Consider the following 18280-nt stretch of genomic DNA (forward strand, 5'->3'; position numbering starts at 1 on the left):
GGGTTAGTTTGGTATATTAAAAAACCTCCAAATTGCTTTCAAGGTTTACTATATAAAAATCTGATTTTTCACTACTTTGACATTTCGACGAAGGAGAAAACTCTAGTAATTATATCAATTGTTAGTGTATCGTAATAGAGATTCCTCCTCTGTCGGAATGACAAAGTAGTGGAAAATCAGATTTTTATATAGTAAACCTTGAAAGCAATTTGGAGGTTTTTTTATTTACCAAACTAACCCAAATTTGTCCTTTCGACGAGTGAGAAATCTCTAGTACTTCCATCATTTTTTAATGTATTGTTATGGAGATTCCTCCTCTGTCGGAATGACAAAATGAAAGAAAACAAGAGTTTAATATAGTATGTTTCCAAATTACTTTTAAGTATTTTTTTATGTCAAACCCACCTATAATTGTCATTTCAACGAAGGAGAAAACTTTAGTAATTATATCAATTGTTAATGAATCGTAATGGAGATTCCTCCTCTCTCGGAATGACAAACTATGGTAAAATGGCAGTACTCTACTTTAAAAATACTCGAGGCAATTTGGAGGTTTTTTAATATACCAACCCGAATTTGTCATTTCGACGAAGGAGAAAACTCTAGTAATTGTATCATTTTTTAATGTATCGTAATAGAGATTCCTCCTCTGTCGGAATGACAAACTAAAGTAATATGGAAATACTCTACTTTAAAAACCTTCAAAGCAATTTGGAGTTTTTTTTATGTTGATCCCACTCAAAATTATCATTTCGACGAAGGATAAAACTTTAATAATTATATCAATTGTTAGTATAACGTAGCGGAGATTCCTCCTCTGTCGGAATGACAAAATGAAAGAAAATAAGAGCTTAATTTAGTATTTCTCCAATTGCTTTTAAGTTTTTTTTATGTCAAAACCACCTATAATTGCCAATTCGACGAAGGAGAAAACTCTAGTAATTATATCAATTGTTAGTGTATCGTAATGGAGATTCCTCCTTTGTCGGAATGACAAAATAAAAGAAAACAAGGGTTTAATATAGTATGTCTCCAAATTACTTTTAAATTTTTTTTATGTCAAACCCACCTATAATTGTCCTTTCGACGAAGGAGAAAACTCTAGTAATTTTATCAATTGTAAATGAATGGTAATGGAGATTCCTCCTCTGTCGGAATGAAAAAGTAGTGGAAAATCAGATTTTTATATAGTAAATCTTGAAAGCAATTTGGAGGTTTTTTTATTTACCAAACTAACCTAAATTTGTCAATTCGACGAAGGAGAAAACTCTAGTAATTATATCAATTGTTAGTATCACGTAGCGGAGATTCCTCCTCTTTCGGAATGACAAAATAAAGTAATATGGAAGTACTCTACTTTAAAAATACTTAATACAATTAGAGGTTTTTTTATATGCCAAACTAAACCAAATTTGTCATTTCGACGAAGGATATAAACGCTATTAGGCGCTAATTAAAAGTGATGGTAATCCCACATTTTTCACAACGATAACTACATGATTAGCACTTTTTTTAAAATAGGAACAAAAAAAAACCACTCGATTAGAGTGGTTTGATTCTATTTTTTGAAAAAAATTAATCTTTATTTTCTATTTTTTGAAAGGCATTTTTAACCATTTCCTTCTCTTTTGGAAACCAACCTTGAGTAATTAATACTAACCCAAAAACCATTAGAACAATACTTATTGTTTTTTTAATCTTTAAAATATTGGTTGGAGTCATCTTAGATTTTAATTGCTTTGCTAAAAGTATTTTGATACAATCAACTAACAAATATGTAATAATTACGGTAGTAAAAAAGGTAAACATTCTGCTATTTTGCATTTCTAATTTGGGTCCAACTGATATAATAACAGCCATCCAAAAACCCAAAACTCCTATGTTTATAACGTTTAATAAAAAACCTTTAATAAATAAACTAAAATAATTTTTCTTGATGATTTCCTTATCAATCTCGGTTGTATTTACTTTCTTTTCCTTTCTTAAACTTAAAAAAGAAATAACACCATAGGCTAACATTATAATTCCACCAAATATAAAAAGAGCTGGCTTATCTTGTAAACTTTGAATTAATCTATAACTTCCCAAATAGGCTACTGCGATAAAAAAAACGTCTCCTAAAACAACGCCTAAGTCAAATACTAATGCAGCCCTAAAACCTTTTATAATACTAGTTTCTAGTAAAATAAAAAATACAGGACCAATCATAAAACTTAAAAAAATTCCCCAAGGAATACCTGATAAAATATCGTTTATCATCAAAAATTACAATTTAAATACCGAATAAAAGCACAAGTTAATTTTTTTCTTCGATTGTACCTCCTAGAACTGTCTTTTTATTGATTTGCTTCGGCTTTCCATAAACCCAAACTGAACCTCCAGCCTTTACTTTTGCATCCACTAAAACAGTTGCATTAACTTCGGCATTTCCACCTGCAGATACACTTACCGTAGTTTGATTGGTTATTAAATCTTTGGCTTCTAGCTCACCACCAGTCATTATCGTAATATCTTGATTGGTTGCTTTACCTTCAAGCACAATGATACCGCCCGTAACTGCTTTTACATTCACTTTGTTTACATCTAAATTCAGGTGAACTTCAGCTCCTTCACGTGCACTAATATCCATAATGGTAGCATCAAAAGTTTCTTCACTTGAAACATAAGCGCCCTCATTAGCATCTACTCCATCAATATTTTTATAAAATAATTGAATAGTAATATCATTCCCGGATAGTAACTTAGGAAAAGGCATTCTTAACTTCAATTCCCCATTATTGTTAACAACCTCTACTTCTTTTTCTCTAGAACCTGTAATTATAACTTTGTTTTCTGAGCTAGCGATTAATTTTACATTTAGCTTATCATACACTTTTACGGTATTAAAATCACCTAAGTTTTTAGATACTTGTGCAACAGCAGATTGCATTGCAAATGCTATTGCGATAATAAATACTTTTTTCATTTTATTTAATTTACTGGTTCATTTACTCTTCTTAAAAAATTGAAATCTAATTGTTTTTTAACTAGATCGGCATTTTTAACTTTAACGTAAATTTCATCTCCTAATTGTAATAATTGATGTGAAGTTGCACCAACTAAAGCATATTGTTTTTCATCGAAAGTGTAATAATCGTCTTTTATATCACGAATTCTTACCATTCCTTCGCACTTGTTTTCGATAATTTCAACAAAAATTCCCCACTCTGTAACACCAGAAATAACTCCCAAGAATTCTTGATCTTGGTGATCTTGCATGTATTTTACTTGCATGTATTTGATCGAATCTCTTTCGGCATTTGTTGCAAGTCCTTCCATTGTTGAACTATGTAAACACTTCGTTTCATACAATTCCTCATCAGCAGATTTACCTCCGTCTAAGTAATGTTGTAGCAAACGGTGTACCATAACGTCCGGATAACGACGAATTGGCGAAGTAAAATGAGAGTAATAATCAAATGCTAGTCCGTAATGACCAATATTATCAGTCGAATATTTGGCTTTACTCATCGAGCGAATAGCAAGAGTATCAATTAGATTTTGTTCCTTAGTTCCGTTTACATCAGCCATTAATTGGTTTAAAGCTTTAGAAACATCCCCTTGTCTAAAATCGATTTTATACCCAAACTTAGAAATCAAAGCTTGCATAGCAAACAGTTTATCTTCGTTAGGTTCATCGTGAATTCTATAAATAAAAGTTTTCTTTTGTTTACCAATAAACTCTGCTACTTTTCTATTTGCTAATAGCATGAACTCTTCAATAAGATGGTTGGCATCTTTAGAAACTTTAAAGTAAACACCTTCGGGTTCCCCTGCTTCACTCAAGTTAAACTTCACTTCTACTTTATCAAAAGAAATCGCTCCATCGTTCATCCTCTTCCTACGTAAAATTTTAGCTAATTCATCCAATTTAAGTGTCGCTGCGACAATTTCTGGAGCAACTTTATAAGAACTACCCGTTATAGAAGTTTCTACCGGAATCGTATCGTCTTTAGTCTCTATGATGTATTGTGCTTCTTCGTATGCAAAACGTTGATCCGAGAAAATAACAGTTCTACCAAACCATTGGTTAATAACTTCGGCTTTTTTTGAAATTTCAAAAACAGCAGAAAAGGTATATTTTTCCTCCTGTGGACGTAAAGAACACGCAAAATTAGAAAGTACTTCGGGTAACATAGGCACTACTCTATCTACTAAATAAACAGAGGTAGCTCTTTGATATGCTTCGTCATCAAGAATGGTACCTTCTTCCAGATAATACGAAACATCGGCAATGTGAATACCAATTTCGTAATTTCCATTTTCTAATTGTTTAAATGACAACGCATCATCAAAATCTTTAGCGTCTTTAGGATCAATCGTAAATGTTAGCGTATCACGCATGTCTCTACGATTAGCTATTTCTTCTGGAGTAATTGATGTATCTATTTTTTGTGCAAACGTCTCCACCTCAATCGGAAACTCGGATGGCAAACCATATTCAGCTAAAATAGCATGAATCTCTGTATCGTGTTGTCCTGGTTTCCCTAACACTTTTATAACTGATCCAAATGGACTATCGGCTCTTTTTGGCCAATCTTCGATATGAACTAAAACAACATCACCTTGCTCCGCTTCTCCTAATTTATCCTTTGGAATAAAAATATCGGTATACATTTTTGGATTAGCTGTAGAGACAAAAGCAAAGTTCTTTTGAATGTCAATTACACCAACAAAGTCTGTTTTGTGTCTTTCTACCACTTCAATAACTTCTCCTTCTGGACGTTTACCTTTTCGTCTATTGTACACATAAACCTTTACAATATCCTTATCCAGCGCTCGGTTTAAATTAGCTGTTGGTATAAAAACATCATCGTCTAAGTCAGGACAAACAAAAAAAGCAGTCTTACGACCTGTCATATCTATTTTTCCTTCGTAGTAATCTTGACTTGCAGCTTTTATTAAATATTTCCCTGGTTCACTCTCAATAATCTTGTTTTGAGCAGCTAATATTTTGAGATCTTTTATAATTTGATTTCTACTTTCGGTATCATCAAGTTCTAGTTTAGCACCTATTTGTTTAAAATTGAATGCTTTATTGGCACTTTGCGATAATATTTTTATAATTTTTTCAGAGAAATCTTTCTCTTTCTTGATCGGCTTTCTTAATCTTTTTCCCATAAATCGTTTCTTAAAAGCCGAAAATTACAAAATAGTTAACAGTTATAAGAAAATAGCAGGCAGTTTTAAAGAAAATATAACTTTCAATAGTAAGTTGTATATTTATGCAAAGAAACAAAATATGGAAAAATTTATTACAATAGCAGTCTTCGATTACGTCCATGAAATACAAATTTTAAAACATAGATTAGATCAAGAAGAATTACAGTATTTTTTTGAAAACGAAATCATGTCTTCTTTTGCTCCAATGTATTCGAATGCATTGGGCGGAATCACACTTAAAATTCATCCCAACGATTTTGAAACCGTGAAAACAATTCTTCAAGAAATGAAATACGATAACAAATTGAAAATCGTTTAATTTTTGAAAGTTGTCAACATATATATAAATAAACAAAAAGAAAAATTAAATTTAAAATCCTTTTTACTGGTTATTATAGTCTGTTAATAGTTACTATAAATTTAGTAGAAAAAGGTTTGAATAGAAGTTATGCTCTTTTATATCGAGTTATTAACATAGTTGTTTATTCTTAAAGTTCTTATTTTCAAACGATATTCAATTTTAATTAACAATGGTTGATAAACTAAAATTAATAGAAAATGTAAATAAGTATTTTTTAAAAAAATGTTGACAAACTACTTTTTAGTATTGATAACTTTTCTAAAAATTAACCAAACTAAATTAGGTTTTTAAAAGTGGGTTTTGGATTACTCTTTTTAAGTTAAGAACCAAAAAATACTTCTAATATTCTATCCGAACTTATTAACATTGTATGTTAATTTAAAGTTAACTGAATTTCAAGCATTTGCGTTTTGCTATTAACAATGCAAAATATTAACATTTTATATTCGAATTATATACTGATTTACAAGGTTTTATGTATTTATTATATTTGTTAATAACCTCATAAATTCCTGTATTAGTGGTACTTAAGAGGTTAAAAAAAGAGAATACACATAATTTAAAAAACAAACAAAAAGCAGACCTATAATATGTAGTTATCTTTTGGTAAATTTGCAAAACACAACTTAACATAATAAAAAATGAAAATTTCAATAGGAAACGATCACGCTGGTCCAGAGTATAAAAAAGCAATTGTTAAAATGCTTGAAGCAAAAGGGTACGCAGTCACTAATCATGGTACTGACTCAGTAGACTCAGTGGATTATCCTGATTTTGGGCATCCTGTAGCTACAGATGTTGAAACAGGTAAAGCTGATTTTGGAATTGTTATTTGCGGAAGCGGAAACGGAATTGCAATGACGGTTAACAAACATGCCGGAGTACGAGCTGGTTTGTGTTGGACTAAAGAAATTGCTTATCTAACACGTTTGCATAACGATGCCAATGTGGTGAGTATTCCAGCACGTTTTACTTCAATCGAGCAAGCTGTTGAAATTGTAGATACATTCTTGAACACTGCTTTTGAAGGTGGAAGACATCAAAATAGAGTGAATAAAATTGCTTGTCAATAAGTAGTTTTTTTTTAAAGATTATAAGTAGCTGAGTTTCTAAGTTTTTTAAAAGTTGGTTATTTCAATTCTAAACTAGAAGGTATAAAACAATTGAATAACTTGGTTTCATAAATAAATTGAACCGCAAATACATGAATTATAAAAATGTATTTGCGGTTTTTTTATTTTCTATTGACTGAATTAACGTTAATTCAGTCAGTCAACTGACGGTATTAATGTAAATTGAGTCAGTTGACTGACGGTATTTACATTTTTTAAAGTATATTTGATCTAAATTTTAATTAGAATGTGATGAAAAGTTACTTAACGAGAGCCATTTTTGACAATTTTAGTAAAAAAGTTTTACCTAATAAAGTATTGATTTTGTTGGGCGCAAGGCGTGTTGGTAAAACAGAATTGATTAAAAATTATCTCAAAACGGTACGCGAGGGAAGTTATCTGCAATTGAATGGTGAAGATATTCAAGATGCTAATTTATTACAAGAGCGTTCTGTAGCTAATTATAAACGTCTATTAACTAATATTGATTTATTAGTAATTGACGAAGCACAAACCATTCCTGAAATCGGTTTGATATTGAAATTGATAGTAGATTCCATTGAGGGTATTAAAATTATTGCAACAGGATCTTCTATATTTGATTTAAACAATAATTTAGGTGAACCATTGGTAGGTCGAAAAAACACAATGTATCTTTTTCCGTTGGCACAAATGGAATTTTCGACTCACGAAAATTTCAAACAAACCACTGAAAATTTAGAAGAGCGTTTACTTTTTGGAGGTTATCCTGAATTAATGCAATATCAAGACTGGGAGGAGAAGAAAGAGTACTTATTCGAAATTATTAACTCGTATTTACTCAAAGATATTTTAGCTTTTGAAGGTATTAAGCAAGCGGATAAAATATACAATCTCTTGCGATTGATTGCTTATCAAGTAGGTAAAGAAGTTTCAGTGCAAGAATTGGGTAATCAATTGCAAATTTCAAAAAATACGGTGGCAAATTATCTGGATCTTTTGTCTAAAGTTTTCATTTTATTTAAAGTGGAGGGTTTCAGCCGAAATTTGAGAAAAGAAATTGTAAAATCAAGTAGATGGTACTTTTATGATAATGGCATTCGAAACGGAATAATTAATAATTTTAATCGATTGGATGCTCGAAATGATGTTGGTGATTTATGGGAAAATTATTTAGCCGTAGAACGAATTAAAAAACAGCATTATCACAAAATTACAACCAATAATTACTTTTGGCGCACTTATGACCAACAAGAATTAGATTGGTTGGAAGTAAGGGGAGATATGCTCACCGGTTTTGAGTTTAAGTGGAATGAAAACAAGAAAGTTAAAGTTCCTACCGCTTTCGCAAAAGCGTATCCAGAGGCAGGCTTTGAAGTAATTAATAAGTCTAATTATTTGGATTTTATTCTATAATTATCTTCCTAAATCAAAATGATAAAAGGCATATAATAGTAGCATTTGCAAAATAACTATTCCCCAAAACTTTAGTAAATAACTCCTCTTTGCTGTTTTATGTCTAAAAATTTGCATTGCTAATCCAGAACCAATAGTCCCACCGATCAATACAAAACCTAAAAGTGTTCGTTCAGGAATGCGTCTTTTTTGATTTTTTGCTAGGTATTTATCGTAGGCGATAAGTATAAAAGCAATTAGGTTTAAAGCTAAAAAAATAAAAAATAAAATCATGTATTGAATGTATAATTTGGAGCAAAGATATCTTATTTTAAAAATAGAGTTGGTTGTAATAACAGTTAGTACATTAATTTAAAAATAATGTATAAATTAAATCAGTAAAAATTCTTAATTTAAAAAACACCACTTTTTTGAATTAATAGTATTTCTTAATTTAAAAAAAACCATTTTTTTGAATTAAGAACTATCTTTGTTTTATAAATAGGAGGAAATGAATAACTACAAATCAGGAAATTTTGAAAATCAAGGCTATTATAAAAGCTTTCAACCTTCGTTCATTAATAAACATTGGTTATTGGATGATATGGAAATTCAACAATTACTTTCGCAAGCGGATAGGCAATTGGGAAGATTGGATATGTATTCGGAGTATATTCCAAATATTGATATGTTTATCAGTATGCATGTTTTGAAGGAAGCTACTCAAAGTAGTAAAATTGAGGGAACACAAACGAATATAGAGGAGGCGTTATTAGACAAGGAAGATATAGTTTTGGATAAAAGGGACGATTGGGAAGAAGTGCAAAATTATATTGAAGCGATGAATACGGCCATCAAACAATTAGATACTCTTCCGTTTTCAACACGGTTAATCAAGGAAACTCATAAAATTTTATTGCAAGGTGTCCGAGGTCAAAACAAATTACCAGGCGAATTTAGAACCAGCCAAAACTGGATAGGTGGAGCCTCTATTAATGACGCTACATTTATTCCTCCTGTTCAGAATTCAGTAGCCGAATTGATGAGTGATTTAGAAAAATTTGCTCATAATGAAGAGTTTTATTTCCCTGATTTATTAAAAATAGCCTTAATTCACTATCAATTTGAAACGATTCACCCATTTTTAGATGGCAACGGAAGGGTTGGTAGATTATTGATTACACTTTATTTAGTAGACAAAACAATTCTTAAAAAACCTGTTTTGTATTTATCTGATTTTTTTGAAAGAAACCGAAAATACTATTATGATAATTTGATGAATGTGAGAACCAAAAATGATTTAAAACAATGGTTTAAATTTTTCTTGGTGGGTATTATAGAAACCGCTAAAAGCGGAATAAACACCTTTGATGCTGTTTTAAAACTAAAGAAGGATATTGATGAAAAAATTAAAATTACAGGAAATAGAATTCATCACTTATTAAGTATCATGGAATTTCTATACCAAAAACCAACTGTTAATGTTTTTAAAGTGATAGAAATAACTGGGGTTTCACAAGTTACAGCCTACAAAATTTTGGAAGACTTGGTAGCTATGAAAATCTTAAAAGAAATTACAGGAAGCAAGAGAGGTAAAATTTACGTATTTGACACCTATATAAAATTATTCAATTAACAATACAATGACCAACATACAATACATATCCAAATCGGTTGCTACAGCAGCAATCAATATTCAAAAAACCGTTCAATTATTACAAGAAGATTGTACAGTTCCATTTATTTCTAGGTATCGAAAAGATACTACTGGAAATCTAGACGAAGTACAAATCGAAAATATAGCCAAACTCCAAAAAGAGTACGAAGTAGTCGTGAAACGTAAAGAAGCTATCTTGAAATCCATCATGGAGCAAGGTGCAATGAACGAAACTTTGTTTGCAAAAATTGATAAAAGTTTTGATTTGCAAGAGCTAGAAGATTTCTATTTACCCTATAAAAAGAAGAAAAAAACCAAAGCCGATGTTGCTCGTGAAAACGGATTGGAACCTTTGGCTAAAATCATCATGGCACAAAACAATGATGATGTAGATTTTCTTTCGACCAAATATTTGAATGATAATGTCATCAATGAAGACGCTGCTTTGCAAGGAGCACGTGATATTGTAGCCGAATGGATTAACGAAAATATTTATGTTCGAAAGCAATTGCGTCGCTTATACGAGCGTAAAGCAACCATTACTACTAAGGTTGTCAAAAGCAAAAAAGATGACGAAGCTGCTCAAAAGTTCAATCAGTATTTTGAGTGGTCAGAGCCGTTGACTAAAGCTCCTTCGTACCGATTAATGGCGATGTTGCGTGCCGAAAATGAGGGATTCATCAAGTTTAAAGTTGAAGTTGATCTAGACGAAGCTTATGATATTATTGATGCTTTGGTTCTAAAAGGACAAAGCGCGAGTACGCCACATGTACAATTAGCCATTGAAGACAGTTATAAACGTTTACTAAATCCAGCAATATCCAACGAAGCCTTGCAAGAAGCCAAAGCAAAGGCCGATGCTAGTTCGATTCAGGTATTTGCTAATAATTTAGGGCAGTTACTTTTGGCGCCACCATTGGGCGAAAAACGTATTTTGGCTATCGACCCAGGATTTAGGAGCGGTTGTAAAGTAGTTTGTCTGGACGAAAAGGGAGATTTATTGTACAATGAAAATATCTATCCACACGCGCCACAGAATGAAACAGCCATGGCGATGAAAAAGATTAAATCGATGGTCAATGCCTATAAAATTGATGCCATCTCGATAGGAAACGGAACCGCATCTCGTGAAACCGAATTTTTCATCAAAAAAATCGCATTTGATAAACCAGTGCAAGTATTTATCGTTTCAGAGTCGGGCGCTTCGGTATATTCAGCTTCTAAAATTGCTCGTGAAGAATTTCCGGATTATGATGTAACCGTACGTGGTTCAGTTTCGATTGGAAGACGACTTTCAGATCCATTGGCAGAGTTGGTAAAAATTGACCCAAAAGCCATTGGAGTAGGGCAGTACCAACACGATGTGGACCAAAATAAACTAAAAGAAGAATTGGATAATACCGTAATTCGTTGCGTGAATTCGGTTGGAATAAATATTAATACGGCAAGTAAACATTTACTAAGCTACGTGAGTGGAATAGGAGAGAAGCTGGCCGAAAATATTGTAAACTATCGTTCTGAAAATGGTCCTTTCGAAAACAGAAAACAATTGAAGAAAGTGCCTCGCTTGGGCGAGAAAGCCTATCAACAAGGAGTCGCTTTTATCCGAATTTCGAATGCTAAAAACCCGTTGGACAACTCGGCAGTGCATCCTGAAGCCTATCCGATTGTTGAAAAAATGGCAAAAGATTTGAAACTAACTGTTAATGATTTAATTGCTAATAAAGAGAAAACGGCCTTAATCAAACCCGAGAAGTACATCACTCCAGAAATTGGTTTACTGACGCTAAAAGACATTATTAAAGAATTAGAAAAACCCGGATTAGACCCGAGAAAAGCAGCTAAAGTTTTCGAATTTGACCCGAATGTAAAAACCATAAAAGACGTAAAATCAGGAATGATTTTGCCTGGAATTGTGAACAACATCACCAATTTTGGTTGTTTTGTTGACATCGGAGTCAAAGAAAGTGGTTTGGTTCACATCTCTCAACTCAAAGCAGGCTTTGTAAGCGATGTTAACGAAGTAGTGAAGTTACACCAACATGTAACCGTAAAAGTCACGGAAGTAGATGAGGATCGAAAGAGAATTCAATTGACGATGGTGATTTAAGTTAGCATACCATTTGGTATTTAGTTTGTCACGCTGAAAGCGTCTCAGCGACTGTTGGTATCCTAATTAAAGACTCTTTCAGAGTGACAAAAATTATGAAAAGAATACTGAAAATGTTGTGTATAAAAAATTTCGTTCAGTTTGTCACGTTGCAAGCTTTTCAATTACAGTGGGCAATTGACTAGAGACTCTTTCTGAGTGACAAATTAGTGTGTTGTAAATGTTACGATTTGTTAATTATCGCTTAGTTTTCCAGATAAAGCCATCCAAAAGGTAGTGCGTAAACTGCGGCACCGTTAATAAAGGAACTATTATAAAATACCAATTGGAAAAGTCCTGCTTTTTTCCCGAAAATTGTTCATTCCAGACCATGAATTCCCATAGGTATTCTTCGGAAAAAGCCATTATAACTAGAATGAATAGAAAAATAAAAACACCTTGAAAGTTCTTCAAAAAATGCATCCAGCCCAAATCTGAGGTTGGTTTTTTCTCAATTTCGCTAAGGTAGATCAATGCGATATACGGAATTCCGTGAGAAACAACGTTGAGTAGTGTAAAAACCAAATCGTTGTTAAAATATACAATTCCAAAATACCAGGACAGTATTGTACCTAAGATAATAGCGTTTTTTGGTATGTTGAACGATTTGGTTTTTAGGGTTAAATAAATTGTTCGAAGAATATAAAATAACAGGATTCCACCATAAATCCATGCTAGGATTTCAAGCAAAAAGGGATTTTCAAATTGGAAAAATTCATTTGCTACAAACCAGTTGAATTTTCGCGTAGGCGACAAAAACCAAAACAACATGGGATAGATCGTCGCGGTATAAATAATTAAATTATCGATCCAAGCCCATTTTTTCGGCTCGTTGCGAGCATACAATCGCATGAAGCCATATTGTTGTCGTATGAAATGGAATACGGCAATATAGGCTAAAATAGACCAAAAAACGGCACTCCCAAATGAAAACAAAAGCATACCAATAACAAAACAAATTATTGGTAATCCGATGAGCAACTTTCTTCTTTTTTTAAATTCTGATGCTACAAAGTAGGTTTTGAACAAGGTTGCATATACATGTGCGACATCAATAAAAACAATTAGAAAAAGCCAGGTATAAAAAGAATAATGTTCTTCAATAACCTTGAGTTGATTTTGAAACAAAAACACCATTGCTACCACCAAAAAGGAGGGAAGCAATATAAAAATGCTATCGGTTTTGGCTTTATGAATCCAAGGTTGTTCCATCAATCATTTGGTTTACGGCGTTAATTCCTTGGTGAAAAGCTTCTTCAAAAACTGAAATTCCGGCCAAGTCAGTATGAGCAAAGTAGATTTTATTGTCGATGGGTTTAGCTGCTTCTTTTTTGGCTTGACCATAAATAAAACCAGGAACGGGACTTACCATTCCGTGACCCAGAAGATGAATTTCGATGCTTTCGGTGTCTTCTTCAATTGTTGGATGAGCAATTTTTAGATCATTAAAGACCACTTGTTTCCAATACTCTTTTGGTTTTTTGTGTAAGTCTCGTCTTGTCTTTTTTAAATCAGATGACGAAAAACTATAGTAGTACGTAATAACTTTTCTATCCTGAATTTGCTGCAACGATTGGTGCTGGTCATACACATAGCCCAAGCCTTTTGAACCATAAATCACATTGTCCCAACAAAGCGGAAAACTATTATTATCAACAAGATCAGATACAACCAGAGTGGCCAACATCCAAGGCGTGTAATGAAATTGTTTTACCAAATTTTTTCTGTTTTCTAAAAGGTATTGATTAACAAATTGTGGAGTTGCAAGCACAATTTTATCGGCAGTAATGGTAGTTGATGTTTTGGTTTTATTGTCAAAAACAGTGGCAACGGCTTTGTTGTCCTCAATTTTGATGTTGTACATCAAATGATTTTTCAACGATTTTCCAACTACATACTTCTGTAAATGCTGTGCCAATCTTGCATTTCCTTCGGGCCAAGTAAGTACAGTATCGCTTTTGTCTGGACTCGTATTTTGCTTTCGACCCGCAAAATAATGGATTCCGGCGTAGGCAGAAACATAGTCAATTCCCAATCCAAAATCATCTTTGCAGCAGTAATCAATATAATCAAATAGCGGTTTTGAAGTAAAATTATTCGAAACAAACCATTGTTGCATTGTAACAGAATCTAATGCTTTTACCGCTTCATTTGTTGCCGATTGTGATAACGGAATCATAAACCAAAACTTTCCGTTGGGGTCTTTTTTTGTTCGAAAATCAGCCATTAATTTGAAAAAACGATTTAGTTCTTCATCTTCTAGAACTGAATTTCCTTGTTTAGGAACCAAACCTTCTTGCCAGTTGTTTTTGTAAAATAGGCGTTCGTCTGGTGCAAAAGTAAGTTGGGTTTCGTCAAATTGTGGTAATCCATTGGTATCATAGCCTAAGATAATTTTCTCTTCGGTAAGAAATTGCAGTAATTCTTTGTCTTCTAAATTGGGTAAAGGCAAGTAATGTGCACCCAATGGATACTTGGAGTATTTATTTTCACCATTTGATGAATTTCCTCCCAAATGGTCTTCCAATTCAACCATCAAAAAATCGGTTATTCCTTTTTTTGTCAATTGTCTGGCAGCGCTTAAACCCGATATTCCGCCACCTACAATCAAATACGGAATCGAAATTTCCTTGGTTGGTTTGGGGAAATTTTGTATTCTCAATTTATGTCCCAAAATATGATTGGTACCCGATAAACGAATCAACAAAGTGATTGCTTTTTCTTTGCAAGCATCCAAAAACGGAATAATTAGCAAAGAAGCGGCTATCGATTTGAAGAACGTTCTTCTCGAGTTATTGTAATTTTCCCCATTCTTCATCAAAATAGCGTACTAGTATTTGGTTGTCTAATCGGTTGATTTCGATGTTTTTCGAAAGCATATCTTCGGAGAAATAGTTGAATTTTTCGAACTGATAATTGTAAAATCGAAGGCTATCTACCTTTCGATTCACAGTATTAAAGGTACTGCCAAAACTGTTGATAGCTATCGTATAACCCCATTCTCCAAACGAAGGTACGTAGGCATGATATGCATCGACCTGTGGAAAAACCTGCATCACAGTTTTGTTGATACACCAAAACGATTTAGGGGCAAAGTAAGGTGAAGTCGTTTGTATAACGACAACAGCATCTGGATTCAATGATTTTTGAACGGTTGCATAAAAGTTGAGTGAGTACAACTTTCCCAAACTATAATTGGACGGATCAGGAAAGTCAATAATCACCACATCAAATTTTTCGGTGCAATTTTTTGACCAGATGTAGGCGTCTTTGTTGTAAACGGTAACCTTAGGATTGTTCAAGGAATTTTGATTAAAACCCCTCAAAATTGCGTTGGTTTTGAACATTCTGGTCATGCCTTCGTCCAAATCGACTAGGGTTATTTTTTTAACCTCTTTGTATTTTAAAATTTCTCTAGCAGCAAGACCGTCGCCACCGCCTAGAATTAGTACGTTATCTACTTTTTTGGCCATCGACATAGCAGGATGTACCAAAGCTTCGTGATAGCGGTATTCGTCAGCAGAACTAAATTGTAAATTGTTGTTCAAATACAAGCGATAATCGCTTTTGTTGTGCGTCAAAACAATGCGTTGGTAGGCCGTAGTGTTGGTATAAATGATGTTTTCGCCGTACAATTTACCTTCAGAATAGGCCAATATTTTATCTGAGAATATAAAAACCGTTAATAAAATCAAGATCGATACAATTGCTTTACTCTTTAAGAAATAAACTTTTTTCAGTTCTTTTTTCAATAAGAAACACAAGGCAATGGCGATCGAAATATTAATCATTCCGAAGAATAGAGACGTACCCATAATACCTAATTTGGGCACCAAAAACAATGGAAAAAGAACTGATGCCAACAAAGCACCAATGTAATCGAAGGTAAAAACATTCGAAACCAAATCTCTAAATTCGATTTTGTCCTTGAGAATATTCATCAATAACGGAATCTCTAATCCTACCAAACAACCGGTTACGAAAACCAAGAAATAGAGCAGGAGCTGAAACGAATACACACTTTCAAACAGTAAAAATAAAAATACCGAACTTAGTCCACCAATCAGTCCGACTAGTATTTCGATTTCGACAAAAGTATTGAGTAAGTTCTTGGTCAGGAATTTCGAAAAATAAGAACCCACGCCCATCGAAAATAGATAAACACCAATGATAAATGAAAATTGTTTGACCGAATCGCCCAATAAATAACTCGCCAAAGTACCCGCAACAAGTTCATACACAAGTCCGCAGGTGGCAATGGTAAATACGGCAAATAGCAGTAAATATTCGAATTTCAGAAAATTTTTACCCATGAATCGCGGCACTAATAATCATTGAAATTCCAATGATAAAGGCAGCAAAAACAATTGCTAGTGCCACATTATTGTTTTTCGAAATTTCGTTCCAAGTATTCTCTGGAGTAAGTTTTTCGATAATAAAATACGCAATCAAAAGAATTACGATTCCTAAAAGTGAGAAAACAATAGAAGCTAAAACGGGTTTCATTGTCAATATTTCCATGATGTTGCGGTTTTAATTATTTATGATAAAAATGGTTGATAGAACTACGGTTTCCTTGAGTAGGTCTATAATTTTCGGTTGTTTCGCAGTCGCATATTTGGTTTCCGTTTGTATTATAGTACATGTAAATACCATAAAAGCACAAGCCAATAAGTAGCGAAAGGTAATTTGTTTTGATAAAATCGGTTATTCTTCCCATCGTTTGTTTTCAAAATTTTGGTTGAGGTAATACATTCCAATAACAAATACAATCATAAAAATAAAGGTCATATAGACATTTCTATACGATGGTTTAGACCATGATGCGCTTATTTGTAAGGATTGATTTTGCACATCTTCTGGCGCCTTCATAGGTGTAATGGCCAAATGGTACTTTCCTGCGGCTACACCACAAATATTAAACTCATTTGTTTCACTTCCTTCAGTCCAGTTTTCACCATCGGTATAACCGTGATAATACTCAATATCCTTGTTGGCATAAGTTTCTTCGCCCGTATTTTCATTAATCAAAGCTAGTTGAACATTAGCCCACGAATTATTAACATTGGTATGAACTCTTACAGACAAAGGTGCTGAACTTCCTTTTAAATTAAAGGCTGGCGTTACATATTCTTTGTTGGTGTATTGGTCAAAGGACATCTCAGTATTCAAAACATTTTGTTCTACACGACCCAAATTCATGTACCAATGGCTCACTAAAATCACCATTGCAACCGAGGCACAGGTCAATCCCAAATTGCGAATATTGAATAGAAAAGGTTGTACTTGACCTATACCCGTTTTTTTATCTAGGTCAGTGGTATTAAATGCTTTTTTGATTGCGCTTCTAGAAATATGTTTTCCAAAGAAACAAGTTTGATTGGCACCCAATTTTTCGAAAGAAAGCATTAAGGGTGGATTTATATATTCGATAATTTCGAATTTCGAGTAAATATCAAAGTCAAAAAATCCTTGAGCGGCAACTAATGTTGGGTAACAATAATTGTAGCGGTCGTAAATTATATCCTGATATTCCACTGTCTTCGGGTGATTGCCAACTTTTTTATCAAAATCAATTTGGTTCAAAAGTATCCAATGTCCGTTTGATTCCGATAGGTACAAGTACTCTCCTTTTTTACTTTCAAGAATGTATTCCGTCCACTCGTATCCGTTGCTTGATTTTATCAGGAGGCCAGTAACTTGATATTCGATACCATCAAAATTTGCCTTTGAACCTACTTTAAATTGGTATTTATAGTAGTAAGGTTCTGATTTGTTAAAGTATTTTAATCCTTCGCTGCGGGTGTTCTTATACGTGTACACGCAATGCGGACATGCGAAAGATTCGACCTCAAAAAGAACCTCTAATGTTGTTGTGTTATTGCAATTAAAGCAAGTTACTTTCATATCTTATCTGTTAATTTCAAAATCTTTAAGTACCACTGCTTCAAAATAAGCAATATAATCTGCCGTAATATCCTTTACTTTTTGTGTGTTGTCCTGCAAATAATTGCACAAATACACATCCAAAGTCAGTTGTCCAAACTCAGGCCAAGTATGAATGCAAATATGAGATTCCTTCAAGCAAATGGCAATGGTAAAACTATCATTATCAAAATCATGAACACTGATGCCTACTTTTTCCAGTTCGTATTTCAACAACAAACCTTCAGAAAAAGAGATGAATTTTTGGCTAGAAGTAAGGGTATCCAAGTTTGCTACATCAAGGGTAACCAATTTGTGTAAACCAGGCGAATACGGTATTTGATTCATTTATAAAGTTATAACAGCAAAAATATTTTGGGTACTAAAATACTGTATTTTTTGAGAATGCAAAGCGTATTTTTATTGTTTCATTAATTAGCGCTAGTTACTTGACTAGGTAAGAGCTCTCGACTGTTTTGATCACTCAAAGCAGGCTTTGT

General features: G+C 33.1%; 16 protein-coding genes. 5 read left to right on the forward strand and 11 right to left on the reverse strand.

Going from position 1 to position 18280, the window contains the following annotated elements; genetic code table 11:
- Positions 1-1575 precede the first annotated feature (1575 nt).
- From P8M54_RS07050 to rnr, 3 genes are read right to left on the reverse strand one after another with little or no spacing between them, the layout of a single operon-like run.
- Positions 1576-2259 (reverse strand): LysE family transporter, encoded by a 684-nt coding sequence (locus tag P8M54_RS07050; protein WP_300286637.1) that lies wholly within the window; start codon positions 2257-2259, stop codon positions 1576-1578.
- Positions 2260-2296: 37 nt separating this feature from the next.
- A complete protein-coding gene (locus P8M54_RS07055; RefSeq protein ID WP_300286639.1) occupies positions 2297-2965 on the reverse strand; it encodes a head GIN domain-containing protein in 669 nt (222 codons plus the stop codon).
- Between the two features lie 5 nt (positions 2966-2970).
- On the reverse strand, positions 2971-5160 hold the full coding sequence (rnr, locus tag P8M54_RS07060; protein WP_300286641.1) for a ribonuclease R: 2190 nt from the start codon (positions 5158-5160) through the stop codon (positions 2971-2973).
- A gap of 121 nt (positions 5161-5281) precedes the next feature.
- On the opposite strand from rnr, the gene P8M54_RS07065 reads away from it, so the two are divergent.
- From P8M54_RS07065 to P8M54_RS07075, 3 genes are all read left to right on the forward strand, one after another.
- A complete protein-coding gene (locus P8M54_RS07065) occupies positions 5282-5521 on the forward strand; it encodes a DUF2007 domain-containing protein (RefSeq protein WP_300286643.1) in 240 nt (79 codons plus the stop codon).
- A 683-nt stretch (positions 5522-6204) separates the two neighbouring features.
- Entirely contained in the window at positions 6205-6636 is a 432-nt protein-coding gene (gene rpiB / locus P8M54_RS07070) for a ribose 5-phosphate isomerase B (RefSeq protein WP_300286645.1), read from the forward strand.
- 291 nt (positions 6637-6927) lie between these two features.
- Positions 6928-8070: an AAA family ATPase gene (locus tag P8M54_RS07075; RefSeq protein ID WP_300286647.1), complete on the forward strand. Its 1143-nt coding sequence runs from the start codon at positions 6928-6930 to the stop codon at positions 8068-8070.
- Here P8M54_RS07075 and P8M54_RS07080 read toward each other — a convergent pair whose 3' ends face one another.
- Positions 8071-8343, reverse strand: a complete 273-nt coding sequence (locus P8M54_RS07080; RefSeq protein WP_300286650.1) for a DUF1294 domain-containing protein — start codon at positions 8341-8343, stop codon at positions 8071-8073. It abuts the gene before it with no gap.
- Between the two features lie 217 nt (positions 8344-8560).
- On the opposite strand from P8M54_RS07080, the gene P8M54_RS07085 reads away from it, so the two are divergent.
- Positions 8561-9685 carry a Fic family protein gene (locus P8M54_RS07085; protein WP_300286652.1) on the forward strand — a complete coding sequence of 375 codons (1125 nt, stop codon included), beginning with the start codon at positions 8561-8563 and terminating at the stop codon, positions 9683-9685.
- A 7-nt stretch (positions 9686-9692) separates the two neighbouring features.
- Positions 9693-11816 (forward strand): Tex family protein, encoded by a 2124-nt coding sequence (locus P8M54_RS07090; protein WP_300286654.1) that lies wholly within the window; start codon positions 9693-9695, stop codon positions 11814-11816.
- Between the two features lie 237 nt (positions 11817-12053).
- Here the strand turns inward: P8M54_RS07090 and P8M54_RS07095 are convergent, their stop codons facing one another.
- Genes P8M54_RS07095 through P8M54_RS07125 form a run of 7 tightly spaced genes read right to left on the reverse strand, consistent with a single transcriptional unit; the run spans position 12054 to position 18128 of the window.
- Positions 12054-13067 carry a hypothetical protein gene (locus tag P8M54_RS07095; protein ID WP_300286656.1) on the reverse strand — a complete coding sequence of 338 codons (1014 nt, stop codon included), beginning with the start codon at positions 13065-13067 and terminating at the stop codon, positions 12054-12056.
- Positions 13045-14673 carry an NAD(P)-binding protein gene (locus P8M54_RS07100; protein ID WP_300286658.1) on the reverse strand — a complete coding sequence of 543 codons (1629 nt, stop codon included), beginning with the start codon at positions 14671-14673 and terminating at the stop codon, positions 13045-13047. The genes P8M54_RS07095 and P8M54_RS07100 overlap by 23 nt, the downstream gene beginning before the upstream one ends.
- On the reverse strand, positions 14648-16168 hold the full coding sequence (locus tag P8M54_RS07105) for a polyamine aminopropyltransferase (protein WP_300286660.1): 1521 nt from the start codon (positions 16166-16168) through the stop codon (positions 14648-14650). Before P8M54_RS07105 ends, P8M54_RS07100 begins: the two co-directional genes overlap by 26 nt.
- The gene (locus P8M54_RS07110; RefSeq protein WP_300286662.1) at positions 16161-16376 is read right to left on the reverse strand and encodes a DUF350 domain-containing protein; all 216 of its coding nucleotides are present in this window, start codon (positions 16374-16376) and stop codon (positions 16161-16163) included. Before P8M54_RS07110 ends, P8M54_RS07105 begins: the two co-directional genes overlap by 8 nt.
- A gap of 16 nt (positions 16377-16392) precedes the next feature.
- Positions 16393-16575, reverse strand: coding sequence for a hypothetical protein (locus P8M54_RS07115; RefSeq protein ID WP_300286664.1), 183 nt, complete (start codon positions 16573-16575; stop codon positions 16393-16395).
- On the reverse strand, positions 16563-17762 hold the full coding sequence (locus P8M54_RS07120; protein ID WP_300286666.1) for a DUF4178 domain-containing protein: 1200 nt from the start codon (positions 17760-17762) through the stop codon (positions 16563-16565). The genes P8M54_RS07115 and P8M54_RS07120 overlap by 13 nt, the downstream gene beginning before the upstream one ends.
- Positions 17763-17765: 3 nt before the next feature.
- On the reverse strand, positions 17766-18128 hold the full coding sequence (locus P8M54_RS07125) for an S-adenosylmethionine decarboxylase (RefSeq protein ID WP_300286668.1): 363 nt from the start codon (positions 18126-18128) through the stop codon (positions 17766-17768).
- Between the last annotated feature and the right edge of the window lie 152 nt (positions 18129-18280).

The organism is Flavobacterium sp. (assembly GCF_029242675.1).
GTDB lineage: Bacteria > Bacteroidota > Bacteroidia > Flavobacteriales > Flavobacteriaceae > Flavobacterium.

Coding starts and splice junctions, on each gene's coding strand:
- P8M54_RS07080 (WP_300286650.1), bottom strand. CDS start 8,343: ATGATTTTATTTTTTATTTTTTTAGCTTTAAACCTAATTGCTTTTATA.
- rpiB (WP_300286645.1), top strand. CDS start 6,205: ATGAAAATTTCAATAGGAAACGATCACGCTGGTCCAGAGTATAAAAAA.
- P8M54_RS07085 (WP_300286652.1), top strand. CDS start 8,561: ATGAATAACTACAAATCAGGAAATTTTGAAAATCAAGGCTATTATAAA.
- P8M54_RS07115 (WP_300286664.1), bottom strand. CDS start 16,575: ATGGGAAGAATAACCGATTTTATCAAAACAAATTACCTTTCGCTACTT.
- P8M54_RS07065 (WP_300286643.1), top strand. CDS start 5,282: ATGGAAAAATTTATTACAATAGCAGTCTTCGATTACGTCCATGAAATA.
- P8M54_RS07125 (WP_300286668.1), bottom strand. CDS start 18,128: ATGAATCAAATACCGTATTCGCCTGGTTTACACAAATTGGTTACCCTT.
- P8M54_RS07050 (WP_300286637.1), bottom strand. CDS start 2,259: ATGATAAACGATATTTTATCAGGTATTCCTTGGGGAATTTTTTTAAGT.
- P8M54_RS07095 (WP_300286656.1), bottom strand. CDS start 13,067: ATGGAACAACCTTGGATTCATAAAGCCAAAACCGATAGCATTTTTATA.
- P8M54_RS07105 (WP_300286660.1), bottom strand. CDS start 16,168: ATGGGTAAAAATTTTCTGAAATTCGAATATTTACTGCTATTTGCCGTA.
- P8M54_RS07120 (WP_300286666.1), bottom strand. CDS start 17,762: ATGAAAGTAACTTGCTTTAATTGCAATAACACAACAACATTAGAGGTT.
- rnr (WP_300286641.1), bottom strand. CDS start 5,160: ATGGGAAAAAGATTAAGAAAGCCGATCAAGAAAGAGAAAGATTTCTCT.
- P8M54_RS07055 (WP_300286639.1), bottom strand. CDS start 2,965: ATGAAAAAAGTATTTATTATCGCAATAGCATTTGCAATGCAATCTGCT.
- P8M54_RS07110 (WP_300286662.1), bottom strand. CDS start 16,376: ATGGAAATATTGACAATGAAACCCGTTTTAGCTTCTATTGTTTTCTCA.
- P8M54_RS07075 (WP_300286647.1), top strand. CDS start 6,928: ATGAAAAGTTACTTAACGAGAGCCATTTTTGACAATTTTAGTAAAAAA.
- P8M54_RS07100 (WP_300286658.1), bottom strand. CDS start 14,673: ATGAAGAATGGGGAAAATTACAATAACTCGAGAAGAACGTTCTTCAAA.
- P8M54_RS07090 (WP_300286654.1), top strand. CDS start 9,693: ATGACCAACATACAATACATATCCAAATCGGTTGCTACAGCAGCAATC.